General features: G+C 70.5%; 11 protein-coding genes and 1 riboswitch. All 11 genes read left to right on the top strand.

Annotation, left to right across the window (positions count from 1 at the left end; translation table 11 throughout):
• Nucleotides 1-45 precede the first annotated feature (45 nt).
• A complete protein-coding gene (locus KY5_RS16660) occupies nucleotides 46-1,857 on the top strand; it encodes a hypothetical protein (protein ID WP_159072535.1) in 1,812 nt (603 codons plus the stop codon).
• Nucleotides 1,854-3,173 (top strand): cytochrome P450 family protein, encoded by a 1,320-nt coding sequence (locus tag KY5_RS16655; protein WP_098242992.1) that lies wholly within the window; start codon nucleotides 1,854-1,856, stop codon nucleotides 3,171-3,173. Before KY5_RS16660 ends, KY5_RS16655 begins: the two co-directional genes overlap by 4 nt.
• 147 nt (nucleotides 3,174-3,320) lie before the next feature.
• Nucleotides 3,321-4,376 carry a transglycosylase family protein gene (locus tag KY5_RS16650; protein WP_098242991.1) on the top strand — a complete coding sequence of 352 codons (1,056 nt, stop codon included), beginning with the start codon at nucleotides 3,321-3,323 and terminating at the stop codon, nucleotides 4,374-4,376.
• 194 nt (nucleotides 4,377-4,570) lie between these two features.
• A riboswitch (cyclic di-AMP (ydaO/yuaA leader) is annotated at nucleotides 4,571-4,774 on the top strand.
• 4 nt (nucleotides 4,775-4,778) lie between these two features.
• Nucleotides 4,779-5,498 carry a transglycosylase family protein gene (locus KY5_RS16645; protein ID WP_098242990.1) on the top strand — a complete coding sequence of 240 codons (720 nt, stop codon included), beginning with the start codon at nucleotides 4,779-4,781 and terminating at the stop codon, nucleotides 5,496-5,498.
• 365 nt (nucleotides 5,499-5,863) lie between these two features.
• Entirely contained in the window at nucleotides 5,864-7,150 is a 1,287-nt protein-coding gene (eno, locus tag KY5_RS16640) for a phosphopyruvate hydratase (RefSeq protein WP_055545429.1), read from the top strand.
• A gap of 116 nt (nucleotides 7,151-7,266) precedes the next feature.
• Nucleotides 7,267-7,746 carry an FtsB family cell division protein gene (locus tag KY5_RS16635; protein WP_098242989.1) on the top strand — a complete coding sequence of 160 codons (480 nt, stop codon included), beginning with the start codon at nucleotides 7,267-7,269 and terminating at the stop codon, nucleotides 7,744-7,746.
• Nucleotides 7,747-7,785: 39 nt separating this feature from the next.
• A complete protein-coding gene (locus KY5_RS16630; protein WP_098242988.1) occupies nucleotides 7,786-8,319 on the top strand; it encodes a DUF501 domain-containing protein in 534 nt (177 codons plus the stop codon).
• Nucleotides 8,316-9,305: a Ppx/GppA phosphatase family protein gene (locus tag KY5_RS16625; protein ID WP_098242987.1), complete on the top strand. Its 990-nt coding sequence runs from the start codon at nucleotides 8,316-8,318 to the stop codon at nucleotides 9,303-9,305. Before KY5_RS16630 ends, KY5_RS16625 begins: the two co-directional genes overlap by 4 nt.
• 46 nt (nucleotides 9,306-9,351) lie before the next feature.
• Nucleotides 9,352-9,708, top strand: coding sequence for a hypothetical protein (locus KY5_RS16620; RefSeq protein ID WP_098242986.1), 357 nt, complete (start codon nucleotides 9,352-9,354; stop codon nucleotides 9,706-9,708).
• Between the two features lie 424 nt (nucleotides 9,709-10,132).
• Nucleotides 10,133-11,536 (top strand): NAD(P)/FAD-dependent oxidoreductase, encoded by a 1,404-nt coding sequence (locus tag KY5_RS16615; protein ID WP_098242985.1) that lies wholly within the window; start codon nucleotides 10,133-10,135, stop codon nucleotides 11,534-11,536.
• Between the two features lie 208 nt (nucleotides 11,537-11,744).
• The gene (locus KY5_RS16610; RefSeq protein ID WP_098242984.1) at nucleotides 11,745-13,040 is read left to right on the top strand and encodes an SAM-dependent methyltransferase; all 1,296 of its coding nucleotides are present in this window, start codon (nucleotides 11,745-11,747) and stop codon (nucleotides 13,038-13,040) included.
• The last annotated feature ends 120 nt before the right edge of the window (nucleotides 13,041-13,160 follow it).

Raw genomic sequence — 13,160 nt, 5'->3', positions numbered from 1 at the left:
CTCCTCACAGCGGCGTGATCCCAGGGGGCTTGTGTGGAGCGGGAGTTGGAGGATCTTGCGGCTTCGGTGGCGGAGGCGCTCGTGTCGGCCATGCGGTCACGGGACTGGGACCTCATGGAGCTCCGCTTCCGGGACTGCTTCGCGCGGGCGGGGGTGCGTGGGGGCTACGCCAGGCGGCTGGCCAGGGACCGACGCCTGATGGCATCGGGGGAGCTGACCGCCGCCCAGATCCACTCCGCCTGGAACCGTCGGCTGAGCCCCATGTTCGCCGAGCTTCCCGACCTGGCGGGCGAACTCCGCGAACTGCTGCCCAAGTTGGACCTTCCGGAGTCCGCCGACCGCCCCGCCCCGGCCGCCAACGCCATCTCCGGTGGCACCGTCGCCAACGCCGTGATGGCGGGGTCCATCGGCTCCGTCACGATCCACCAGGAGGCCGCGTCCCCGGCGGCGTCCGACGGCTGGCCCCTCGTCGGCGGGCTGCGCCGCCTCGGCCTCGGCGTGCGCCCCACCCGCAGGACCGTCGGCCAGACGGCCCTGCCTCCCTACGTAGCCAGGGACGGTGACGACGAGCTGTCCGTCCTCCTGCGGCAGGCCGCGCACTACGGCGGCCTCGTCGTCGTCACGGGCGGGCCCCTGTCCGGAAAGACCTCGACGGCATGGGCGGCCCTGCGGGCGAGCGTGGCGGAGGACTCCCGGGTCTTCGTCGCGGGCGGCGGAACGGACCTGCGGGACCTGCCGGACCAGCTCCGGGGCCGGGACTCCGAGGGCACCCACGTGGTGTGGCTCGACGACCTCGAGGACCACCTCGCGGAACCGAGCACTCCAGGTGTCCTCGCCCAACTCACCCATGACCGCGTCCTGGTCCTTGCGACGATGCGGGACGAGGCGTACGACAGACACCGCTTCGGCCGCCACCCTGCCGCCCGCGCCCTGAGCGTCGCCCAGACCTTCGAGGTCCCCACCGAGTGGAGCGAGGCGGAGCTGGCGCGCCTCGCGACGGTGGACGACCCACGCCTCGCTGACGCGGTGCGGTGGCGCGGTTTCCTGGGCATCACGCAGTTCCTCGCGCTCGGCCCCGACCTGTGGGAGGAGTGGCGCAGGGCGCAGCGCGCGGGAGGACGGCGGCTCGGCTACCTCCTGGTGCGCGCCGCGATCGACTTCGCCCGGCACGGGATCACCGAGGCGCTGCCGCTGGAGGCGCTCGTAGCGGTGGCGAACGAGTACGAGGAGCATCCCGAGGCGGGGACGGAGGAGGCGTACGTGGAAGCGCTGGCGTGGGCCGCCTCGCTCCGGACCGGTGTCGCCGGACTCCTCGTACCGGGAGAGGAAGAGGAGACGTGGCGGGCGTGCGGCACGCTGGTCGCGGACGCTCTGCGCGTGCCGGACTTCCCGGCGGCCGACCAGTACGTCTGGTGGGGCATGCTCGACGGCGCGCGCAAGCACCGGCCTGCGGAGCACGACGCGCTGCTCGCGGCGGCCAGGGCCGACCTGCGGGCGCGTGCGGAGGCGGGTGACGTCGACGTGATGCGGATCCTCGGGGAGTTCGCGGGCCGCGCGGGGGACATGACGGACGCCAAGCGCTGGTACGGCAAGGTGGTGGAGCTCGACCGGAGCAACGCGCTGACCGTCGGGCAGGACCTCGTGGAGCTCGGCGAGTACACGGAAGCCACCCGGTACCTGGAGATGGCCGCGGCCGACGGCAACCGCTGGGCGGCGAGCGCCCTGGCCCGGCTGCACTTCGACCGCGCGGAGCGCTGGCTCGCGCGGGCCACCGCGCAGGGCGACAAGAAGGCCGCCGCGACCCTCGCTCACCTGCGGTCGGGACCCCGCATGGGTCCGGATACCGTCAAGGAGTGACCGAAAAGCCCGCCCCGTCCGCGTTCCCGCCCCCGTCCGCGCCGACGGACGACCAGCAGACCCCGTCCGAGGCCCAGGGGCCAGAACTCTTCACCTGGGAGTTCGCCACCGACCCCTACCCCGCGTACGCCTGGCTGCGCGAGAACTCGCCCGTGCACCGCACCACGCTCCCCAGCGGGGTGGACGCCTGGCTGGTCACCCGGTACGCGGACGCCAAGCAGGCCCTCGCCGACCAGCGGCTCAGCAAGAACCCGGCGCACCACGACGAGCCCGCGCACGCGAAGAGCAAGACGGGGATCCCGGGCGAGCGCGGCGCCAACCTCATGACGCATCTGCTGAACATCGACCCGCCGGACCACACCCGGCTGCGGCGGCTCGTGTCGAAGGCGTTCACGCCGCGCCGCGTCGCCGAGTTCGCACCGCGCGTGCAGGAGCTGACGGACGCGTTCATCGACGCCTTCGCGGAGAAGGGCGAAGCCGACCTCATCCACGAGTTCGCCTTCCCGCTCCCCATCTACGCCATCTGCGACCTGCTCGGCGTCCCGCGCGAGGACCAGGACGACTTCCGCGACTGGGCGGGCATGATGATCCGGCACGGCGGCGGGCCGAGGGGCGGTGTCGCCCGGTCCGTGAAGAAGATGCGCGGCTACCTCGCCGAGCTGATCCACAGGAAGCGGCTCGACCCGGGCGACGACCTCATCTCCGGCCTCATCCGCGCCTCCGACCACGGCGAGCACCTCACGGAGAACGAGGCCGCCGCGATGGCCTTCATCCTGCTCTTCGCCGGGTTCGAGACGACGGTCAACCTCATCGGCAACGGCATGTACGCGCTGCTCACCCACCCCGAGCAGCGCGAGCGGCTCCAGCGCGCGCTGGAAGAGGGAGACACCGACCTCCTGGAGACCGGCGTCGAGGAACTGCTGCGCTTCGACGGGCCCGTCGAGCTCGCCACGTGGCGGTTCGCCACCGAGGCGCTGACCGTCGGCGGGCAGGACATCGCCGCGGGCGACCCCGTCCTCGTGGTGCTCGCGGCCGCCGACCGCGACCCCGCGCGGTTCGCCGAGCCCGACACCCTGGACCTGTCCCGGCGTGACAACCAGCACCTCGGATACGGGCACGGAATCCACTACTGCCTGGGCGCCCCGCTCGCCCGTCTGGAGGGGCAGACCGCCCTCGCGACGCTCCTGCGACGCCTTCCCGACCTGCAACTCGCGGTGGATCCTGCCGATTTGCGGTGGCGTGGCGGGCTGATCATGCGGGGACTGCGGACGCTGCCCGTGGAGTTCGCACCCGCACAGAGAACGGTGTCCGACTGAGCCTCAGCTGACGGGGCGTCAAGACTGTGACTTTCACGTGATCTCCGCTGCATCGACTTGTGACAAGCGTTCGAGTGCGACTACGTTCACGTCGACTCGGGCACCCGGTGCCCCTGTCGCCGCATTAGTCTCGTGAAAGGCAACCGCATGCTCTCCGGCAATGGTCGTCACCGACGCCCCCGCCAAGCCCCGGCCCTCATCGTCGCGGCAGGAGTCACCGGATCCGCCATCGCCATCCCGCTGCTCGGCGCGACGAGCGCGAGCGCCGCCGACACCGCGACGTGGGACAAGCTCGCCGAGTGCGAGAGCGGCGGCGCGTGGAGCGCCAACCCGGGCAACGGGTACTACGGCGGAATCCAGTTCTCCCAGGAGATGTGGGAGAACTACGGCGGTCTGGACTACGCGCCGAGCGCCGACCAGGCGTCCAAGTCGCAGCAGATCGCCGTCGCCGAGAAGGTCCTCGACGACAAGGGGCCCGCCGCCTGGCCGAGCTGTGCCCCGATCGCCGGTCTCACCGATGACGGCGCGGCCGCCGACGTCGACCCGGGCGCACCGTTGACACCCGTCCCCTCCGACTCCGCGGACCCCGGGTCCGACGGGAAGGACAAGACGGGCGAGAAGTCCTCCGACAAGCCTTCGGAGAAGCCGTCGGAGAAGCCTTCCGGTAAGCCCTCCGACAAGCCTTCCGGGGACTCCTCGGACTCCTCGGACTCCGTAGACCCGTCCGACCCGGCCGACCCCTCCGACGCGTCCGACACGTCCGACGCGTCGAGAGACAAGGATCACGACAAGCCGGGCAAGGGCGACAAGAGCGACAAGGACGAGACGGACGGCAAGGGCGACGCGGGCGACTCCGGCAAGTCCGGAGAGAAGGGCAGTACTTCGCCCGAGCCCGAGGACTCCACCGCCCCCTCCGACGACTCCGCCCCCGGCCGCCACCGGGGCGACAGCGCCGACGAGCGGCCCTCCGGAGGCGACGGCAAGGACCGCACCGGACGGCACGCCTCGCGCGGCGGCGACCGCTCGGGGAAGACGGCCGAGGGGACGTACACGGTCCGCTCCGGCGACAACCTCTCGGTGATCGCGGACGACCTCGGCGTCGACGGTGGCTGGCCCACGCTCTATGCCGAGAACAAGAAGACCGTCGGCGACGACCCGGACCTCATTCTCCCCGGTCAGAGCCTCGATTTGGGCGAAAAGTAAGGGAAGTTGACGAAGAGTCGGGCGGGGTCTTCGCGTCGTATGTCCGGTTTGGCGCGAGTGAGAGATGGGTCTCAGAAGCCCTGATCGTCTTTGAAATTCCGGCGACCGCGTGTCTACGGTCGTCACCGCTCGCCACTGGTGAGCCCCGCCGGTCGGTACGCCGAATCCTGCCAACGGCCGGACGGGAACAGTCGTCGCTTTGAGCGCCGTAGGCAGGAGCGGGGGACCCAAGGTAAGTGCCGGGCCCGTCCGTTGAGGGGCCGAGCAGCCGAGAGGCTGAGCGGTCGTGAGACGGAGGGAAACGGCTAGGGGTTAAGTCGCACTCGAGGGAGTGCGGCCGGGCAACCACATCGGCCCGAACCCGACAGCTCACCTCGCAGGCGTCGGTGAGGGGATCAACTCATGCTGTTTTCCAGCAAGGGCAAGCACCGCCGCCCGTCCAAGGCCACCCGTGTCGTCACGCTCGCCGGTGTCACCGGTGCCGCCGTGGCGGCCCCGCTGATGGCCGCTGGTTCGGCCTCCGCCGCCACCGGCGCCGAGTGGGACGCCGTCGCCCAGTGCGAGTCCGGCGGCAACTGGTCCATCAACACCGGCAACGGCTACCAGGGTGGCGTGCAGTTCTCGCCGTCCACCTGGGCCGCGTACGGCGGTACGAAGTACGCGCCGACCGCCGACAAGGCCTCCAAGGCCCAGCAGATCGAGATCGCCGAGAAGGTCCTCGCGGGCCAGGGCAAGGGTGCCTGGCCGAGCTGTGGCGTCGGTCTCTCCGGTGCCGCGTACAACGGTGGCGGCTCGCAGCAGCAGGCCCCGCAGCAGCAGGCCAAGCCGCAGCCGCAGAAGACGCAGCAGCAGGCCGCCCCGCAGCAGCAGGCCCCGCAGGCCGCGCCGAAGCCGCAGCCCACGCCGCAGACCGAGACCAAGAAGAAGACCGTCGAGACCCCGACCGGCAAGACGGTCAAGAAGGGCGACGGCGAGTACAAGGTCAAGTCCGGCGACACCCTCTCCAAGATCGCCGAGTCGCACGAGGTCAAGGGCGGCTGGCAGAAGGTCTACAAGCTCAACGGCGACATCATCGACGACGCCGACTTCATCTACCCGGGCCAGCAGCTGCACCTCAAGTAGAGGCCCCACCCGGCCGTCACAGGCCCCCCGGCCGTGCTTCGGCGGACGCACGGCCACCCCCCCCGTCCCCACGGGCTCCCCGCCCCGGTGCGCGTATCCCCCGTACGCACCGGGGCGGGGCCATGTCCGGATCCTGCCTCCGCGACCGCCCCCCCCGAGACCCCCGGGACCGGCCCCGGCCGTGTTCGCCCCTAGCGAGCTACCGGCCAGTAGAAACACGGCCTTCCGTCCCGTTTCCCGGGTATTTGGGCCCCCGCCCGTCCCACGGGACGGGCGGTCGGCTGGTGGAAGCCCCGGAGCCCGTTAGGCTCGTGAGACGCAGGGCTGAAGCGGCCCCGCGTAAATGCGTCATATCCCAGAAGGAGATGCTCGTGCCGTCCATCGACGTCGTCGTAGCCCGGGAAATCCTGGACTCCCGAGGCAACCCCACGGTCGAGGTCGAGGTCGGCCTCGACGACGGCAGCACGGGTCGTGCCGCCGTTCCGTCCGGTGCCTCCACCGGTGCCTTCGAGGCCATCGAACTCCGTGACGGTGACCCCAACCGTTACCAGGGCAAGGGTGTCGAGAAGGCCGTCCTCGCCGTCATCGAGCAGATCGGCCCGGAGCTCGTCGGCTACGACGCCACCGAGCAGCGCCTGATCGACCAGGCCATGTTCGACCTGGACGCCACCGACAACAAGGGCTCGCTCGGCGCCAACGCCATCCTCGGCGTCTCCCTCGCCGTCGCGCACGCCGCCTCCGAGGCCAGCGACCTGCCGCTGTTCCGCTACCTCGGCGGCCCGAACGCGCACCTGCTGCCCGTCCCGATGATGAACATCCTGAACGGTGGGTCGCACGCCGACTCCAACGTCGACATCCAGGAGTTCATGATCGCCCCGATCGGCGCGGAGTCCTTCTCCGAGGCCCTTCGCTGGGGCGCCGAGGTCTACCACACCCTCAAGAAGGTGCTGAAGACCAAGGGCCTCTCCACCGGCCTGGGCGACGAGGGCGGCTTCGCCCCGAACCTGGAGTCGAACCGCGCCGCGCTCGACCTCATCATCGAGGCCATCAAGCAGGCCGGTTACGTCCCCGGCGAGCAGATCGGCCTGGCGCTCGACGTCGCCGCGTCCGAGTTCTACAAGGACGGCAAGTACGAGTTCGAGGGCAAGTCCCGCTCGGCCGCCGAGATGACCGAGTACTACGAGGAGCTCGTCTCCGCGTACCCGCTGGTCTCCATCGAGGACCCGCTGTACGAGGACGACTGGGCCGGCTGGAACGTCATCACCGAGCGCCTGGGCGACAAGGTCCAGATCGTCGGCGACGACCTCTTCGTCACCAACCCGGAGCGCCTGGCCCGCGGCATCGAGGAGGGCTCCGCCAACGCCCTGCTCGTCAAGGTCAACCAGATCGGTTCGCTGACCGAGACCCTGGACGCCGTCGAGATGGCCCAGCGCAACGGCTTCAAGTGCATGATGTCCCACCGCTCCGGCGAGACCGAGGACGTCACCATCGCCGACCTCGCGGTCGCCGTGAACTGCGGTCAGATCAAGACCGGCGCCCCGGCCCGCTCGGACCGCGTCGCCAAGTACAACCAGCTCCTGCGCATCGAGGAGATCCTCGACGACGCGGCCGTCTACGCCGGTCGCAGCGCGTTCCCGCGCTTCAAGGGCTGAGCAGCGCTCTCGTAGCCACGGAGTAGCCACGTAGTTACCTACGTCCCCGCACCCGGTCCCGTACCGTGTGCGGGGACGTACGTACGTTTACGCGCTGCTACTGGGGAGGCGGAACCATGGCCAAGGCCGGGACCAAGGACCGGTTCTCCACCGCGACCCGCCTGCGGCTGCTCGGCGAGCAGACCGCCGAGCGGGTCTACCGCTCCCAGACCAAGCGCCAGGCCCGCCGCTCCCGCCTCACCGGACGCGCCGCGCTCCTCGCGCTCGTGCTCTGCTCCCTCGTCGTCGCGCTCGCGTACCCGATAAGGCAGTACGTCTCGCAGCGCGCCGAGATCGACGACCTGCGCAGGCAGAAGGCCGAGCGCCACGAGGACGTCGAGAAGCTGCGCGACGAGAAGGCGCGCTGGCAGGACGACGCGTACGCGGAGCAGCGCATCCGCGACCGGCTGCACTACGTGATGCCGGGCGAGACCGGCTTCACCGTGATCGACCCCGCGGCGGCGCAGAGCCGCCGCGCGGACCAGGGGGCGGCCACGCGCCCCTGGTACTCGAACGTCTGGGACGGCGTCGACAAGGCCGACCGCCCCGACGACTGACCCGCTTCGACGACTGACCCAAGGACACGAAAGACAGGCATGGAAACGCCCCCGCCGACCACTGAGCGCACCGAGCCCACCGACGCCGACGTCGCGGCCTTCAAGCAGCAGCTCGGACGCCCGCCGCGCGGCCTGCGGGCCATCGCGCACCGCTGCCCCTGCGGCCAGCCCGACGTCGTCGAGACGGCCCCGCGCCTCCCGGACGGCACGCCGTTCCCCACGACGTACTACCTGACGTGCCCGCGGGCCGCCTCCGCGATCGGCACGCTCGAGGCCAACGGCGTCATGAAGGAGATGTCGGAGCGGCTCAAGACGGACCCCGAGCTCGCCGCGGCCTACGCCAAGGCGCACGAGGACTACATCGCGCGCCGCGACGCCATCGAGGTCCTGGAGGGCTTCCCGAGCGCGGGCGGCATGCCGGACCGCGTGAAGTGCCTGCACGTCCTGGTCGGCCACTCGCTCGCCGCGGGCCCCGGCGTGAACCCGCTGGGCGACGAGGCCATCGCGATGCTCCCCGAGTGGTGGGCCAAGGGCCCGTGCGTGACGCCGTGCGCTCCCGAGGGCGCCGAGTGACGCGCGTCGCCGCCATCGACTGCGGCACGAACTCGATCCGCCTCCTGGTGGCGGACGCGGACCCGGCGACGGGCGAACTGGTCGACCTCGACCGGCGGATGACGATCGTCCGCCTCGGTCAGGGGGTCGACAGGACGGGTCGCCTCGCCCCCGAGGCCCTCGAGCGCACCTTCGCGGCCTGCCGCGAGTACGCGGGGATCATCAAGGAACTCGGCGCCGAACGCCTCCGCTTCGTCGCCACGTCCGCCTCGCGCGACGCGGAGAACCGCGACGAGTTCGTCCGCGGCGTGGTCGACATCCTCGGCGTCGAGCCCGAGGTCATCACCGGCGACCAGGAGGCGGAGTTCTCCTTCACCGGCGCGACCAAGGAGCTGACGGGACGCGACTGCCTCGCCAAGCCGTACCTGGTCGTGGACATCGGCGGCGGCTCCACCGAGTTCGTGGTCGGCACGGAGCACGTGGAAGCGGCCCGCTCGGTCGACGTCGGCTGCGTCCGCATGACCGAGCGCCATCTCGTACGCGACGGGGTCGTCAGCGATCCCCCGGAGCGCGAGCAGCTCGACGCGATCCGCGCCGACATCGAGGACGCCCTCGACCTCGCCGAGCGCACGGTCCCGCTCAAGGAGGCCCGCACGCTGGTGGGGCTCGCCGGTTCGGTGACGACGGTGGCGGGCATCGCGTTGGACCTCCCCGCCTACGACTCGTCGGCGATCCACCACGCCCGGATCTCCTACGACCAGGTCAGCGCGATCGTGGACCGCCTGACGCACGCCACGCACGCGGAGCGCGCGGCGATCCCCGTGATGCACGAGGGCCGCGTCGACGTGATCGCGGCGGGCTCGCTCGTGCTGCTGGCCATCATGGACAGGATCGGCGCCCGCGAGGTCGTGGTCTCGGAGCACGACATCCTCGACGGCATCGCCTTCAACGTGGCACAAGAAATCGAAGAGCGGGGGGAGACCGCTTCCGCTCCGGAGCCGCGCTGACTCACACTGTGGTCGTTGCCGACGACAGTGTATGGAGGGGACGCGGGTGGGGCTCTTCAAGCGCAAGAAGGACGAGGACGAGACCGGCTGGACCGTCGAGCACGGTGTGGGAGACGGAATGGAGCACCGGTGGCGACTCCGCATGGACAGGATGGACTCGTCCGTCGTCACCCAGCACATGCCGGTCCTCGAAGCGACGGTGAGCAAGAGGGGGGAGACCCTTTCCAGTTACCTGGAATGGGTCGCCCTCATGCCCGAGCACGAACTGCACTACTGGCGGGACAGGATCATCAACGGCGTCGCCACCGAGGAAGAGGCCGTGCTCTACAACGCCTGGCTGGACGTCCGGCATGCGCTGCGGCAGGAGCAGTGCCGCATTCCCGGCATGCCGTGGAACGCGTGACCTGGCACTCGGGACCGCGTTCTGAGCGCTTCCTGTAGCGTCTGAGCGGCCCGTAAGGGGGGTCCTGGGACCCCCTGGCGACACTCCGTCGGAAAAGTTCGTGAAGTTCTTCACAAGGAATTCGGCCCTGATGGGCGAGGTTCGTGGGTGTGCGGCCGCCGAAAGGGGCTCGCGGGGGTGCCTCGGTGTGTGACCGGGGTGCTTCGCGCGTGTGTCGCGCGGATGAAGCGGTCCGGTGGTCCACTCCGCGCGGTGGCCCAGAGGGGCAGCTCACAAGGGGTGGACAACGACTCGCGTGGTGCGGTGGTTCCCCTGCGGCGCCATGACCTCCGTCACGTGGGCGGCGAAGTGTAGCAGAGGGGGTCCACAACCTTGTGAAGGGGCGCACGAGCGACCCCCGCCGGGCAGGTGGATACTCGATGGCATGAGCACCACGGAGCGTCCCAGGATCCTCGTAGTAGGCGGTGGGTACGTAGGCCTGTACGCAGCTCGGCGCATCCTCAAGAAGATGCGCTACGGAGAGGCGACCGTCACGGTCGTCGACCCCCGGTCGTACATGACCTACCAGCCCTTCCTCCCCGAAGCCGCCGCCGGCAGCATCTCGCCTCGGCACGTCGTCGTCCCGCTGCGACGCGTACTGCCGAAGGCCGAGGTCCTCACCGGCCGGGTCACCACCATCGATCAGGACCGCAAGGTCGCGACGATCGCCCCCCTCGTGGGCGAGGCGTACGAGCTGCCCTTCGACTACCTGGTCATCGCGATGGGCGCGGTCTCCCGCACCTTCCCGATCCCCGGCCTCGCCGAGCAGGGCATCGGCATGAAGGGCATCGAGGAGGCCATCGGCCTGCGCAACCACGTCCTCGAGCAGCTCGACAAGGCTGACTCCACCACGGACGAGGACGTCCGCCGCAAGGCGCTGACGTTCGTCTTCGTCGGCGGTGGCTTCGCGGGCGCGGAGACCATCGGCGAGGTGGAGGACATGGCCCGCGACGCGGCCAAGTACTACACCAACGTGAAGCGCGAGGACATGCGCTTCGTGCTCGTCGACGCCGCGGACAAGATCCTCCCCGAGGTCGGTCCCAAGCTCGGCCAGTACGGCAAGGAGCACCTGGAGAGCCGCGGGGTCGAGGTCTACCTCTCGACGTCGATGGACTCCTGCGTGGACGGCCACGTGGTCCTCAAGAACGGCCTCGAGGTCGACTCGAACACCATCGTGTGGACCGCGGGCGTCAAGCCCAACCCGGCGCTCTCCCGCTTCGGTCTGCCGCTCGGCCCCCGTGGCCACGTCGACACCCAGACGACCCTCCAGGTCCAGGGCACCGACTACATCTGGGCCGCGGGCGACAACGCCCAGGTGCCGGACGTGGTCGGCCGCAAGGCGGGCAACGAGAACGCCTGGTGCCCGCCGAACGCCCAGCACGCGCTGCGCCAGGCCAAGGTCCTCGGCGACAACGTGATCTCCGGCATGCGGGGCTTCCCGCAGAAGGAGTACAGCCACGCCAACAAGGGTGCGGTCGCCGGTCTCGGCCTGCACAAGGGCGTCGCGATGATCGTCATGGGCAAGATGAAGATCAAGCTCAAGGGCCGTCTCGCCTGGTACATGCACCGCGCGTACCACGGCATGGCGATGCCGACGTTCAACCGCAAGATCCGCGTCTTCGCGGACTGGACGCTCGCCATGTTCCTCAAGCGCGAGGTCGTCTCGCTCGGTGCCCTCGAGGCCCCGCGCGAGGAGTTCTACGAGGCCGCCAAGCCGGCCCCGAAGCCGCCGGTCGCCGCCGAGCCCGCCCCCGCGGTCAAGGCCGAGGAGAAGGCCAAGGCCTCCTGACCTCGCGGTACTGATCCACCCCGAAGGGGCCGCCCGCCATCCGTGGTGCGGGCGGCCCCTTCGGCGTATCCGGAAGAAACTAGATGCCGGGGGCATCTATTTTGCCGATCCGTGACGCGGCAACGGGACTGCGCGGGCGGGGCTTTGGTGTTTACGTGGTGTTGGTCCGTTCCGGGATCCGGTCGATCTCATCACGGAGGTGTGCGCCATGCAGAACGCCGCACTGCGGCTGAAGACCCTCGCCGAGCAGCTCATGGGAGCCGCGCTGCCGGTGCGTATCCGCGCCTGGGACGGATCAGAGGCCGGCCCGCCGGGCGCCCCCGCCCTGGTCGTGCGCAACCGGCGCGCCCTGCGCCACCTGCTGTGGAAGCCGGGCGAACTGGGCCTCGCCCGCGCCTGGGTGGCCGGTGACCTGGACGTCGACGGGGACCTCTACGAGGTGCTCGACCGGATGGCCGAGTTCATCTGGGAGCGCGGCGAGGACGCCAGGAGCGTGCGGCAGTCCCTGCGCGACCCGCGCGTCCGCGCCGCGGTCCGCTCCCTGGTCGCCCTCTCCGCGCCCTTCCTGCCGCCGTCCCCGCCGCCCGAGGAGATGCGCGGACACGGCAGACTCCACCTGCACACCAAGGGCAGCGACCGGCAGGCCATCAGCCACCACTACGACGTCGGCAACGACTTCTACGAGCTGGTGCTCGGCCCCTCGATGGTCTACTCGTGCGCCTACTGGGAGTCGCCGGAGAGCACCCTGGAGGACGCCCAGCGCGACAAGCTCGAACTCGTCTCCCGCAAGCTCGCGCTCAGGCCCGGCATGCGCCTGCTGGACGTCGGCTGCGGCTGGGGCTCCATGGCGATCCACGCGGCCCGCGAGCACGGCGTGAGCGTCGTCGGCGTCACGCTCTCCCAGGAGCAGGCCGCGTACGCGCGCAAGCGGATCGCGGAGGAGGGTCTCACCGACCGCATCGAGATCCGCGTCCAGGACTACCGCGACGTGCGCGACGGTCCCTACGACGCCATCTCCTCGATCGGCATGGCCGAACACGTCGGCTCCACGCGCTACTTGGAGTACGCCCACGATCTGCACGCCCTCCTGAAGCCCGGCGGACGGCTGCTCAACCACCAGATCGCGCGCCGCCCGCAGGCCGACGAATCGGCGTACACGGTCGACGAGTTCATCGACGCCTACGTCTTCCCCGACGGCGAACTCGCGCCCGTGGGGGTCACCGTGGACCTCCTCGAGCGCGCCGGGTTCGAGGTGCGCGACGTGGAGGCCATCCGCGAGCACTACGCCCTCACCCTGCGCCGCTGGGTCGCGAGCCTGGAGGCGAACTGGACGGAGGGCCAGCGCCTCACCTCGCCGGGCCGCGCCCGCGTCTGGCGGCTCTACATGGCGGCGTCCGCGCTCGCCTTCGAGCGCAACAGGATCGGGGTCAACCAGGTCCTTGCGGTGAAGACGCCGGAGAGCGGCACGTCGGGGATGCCGCTGCGGGCCAGGGAGTGGCAGTAATTTTTAGCCCGTCGAGGGGGTCCCTCCCTGCTCTTCAAGAGCTTGGGGGAGATTGAGGACAAGCCGCGCAGCGGCGATGCGGGTACGGGGGTACTGAAGGGCCCCGGACGAGAACTCTCG

The organism is Streptomyces formicae, from assembly GCF_002556545.1.
Classification (GTDB): Bacteria; Actinomycetota; Actinomycetes; order Streptomycetales; family Streptomycetaceae; genus Streptomyces; species Streptomyces formicae_A.
Note: the sequence above shows the minus strand (reverse complement) of the source record. Positions and strands in the feature narration are given on the sequence as shown.

What these genes read in the sequence shown, in the direction of transcription:
- KY5_RS16650 (WP_098242991.1), top strand. Translation starts at nt 3,321, where the DNA reads ATGCTCTCCGGCAATGGTCGTCACCGACGCCCCCGCCAAGCCCCGGCC.
- KY5_RS16645 (WP_098242990.1), top strand. Translation starts at nt 4,779, where the DNA reads ATGCTGTTTTCCAGCAAGGGCAAGCACCGCCGCCCGTCCAAGGCCACC.
- eno (WP_055545429.1), top strand. Translation starts at nt 5,864, where the DNA reads ATGCTCGTGCCGTCCATCGACGTCGTCGTAGCCCGGGAAATCCTGGAC.
- KY5_RS16635 (WP_098242989.1), top strand. Translation starts at nt 7,267, where the DNA reads ATGGCCAAGGCCGGGACCAAGGACCGGTTCTCCACCGCGACCCGCCTG.
- KY5_RS16630 (WP_098242988.1), top strand. Translation starts at nt 7,786, where the DNA reads ATGGAAACGCCCCCGCCGACCACTGAGCGCACCGAGCCCACCGACGCC.
- KY5_RS16615 (WP_098242985.1), top strand. Translation starts at nt 10,133, where the DNA reads ATGAGCACCACGGAGCGTCCCAGGATCCTCGTAGTAGGCGGTGGGTAC.
- KY5_RS16610 (WP_098242984.1), top strand. Translation starts at nt 11,745, where the DNA reads ATGCAGAACGCCGCACTGCGGCTGAAGACCCTCGCCGAGCAGCTCATG.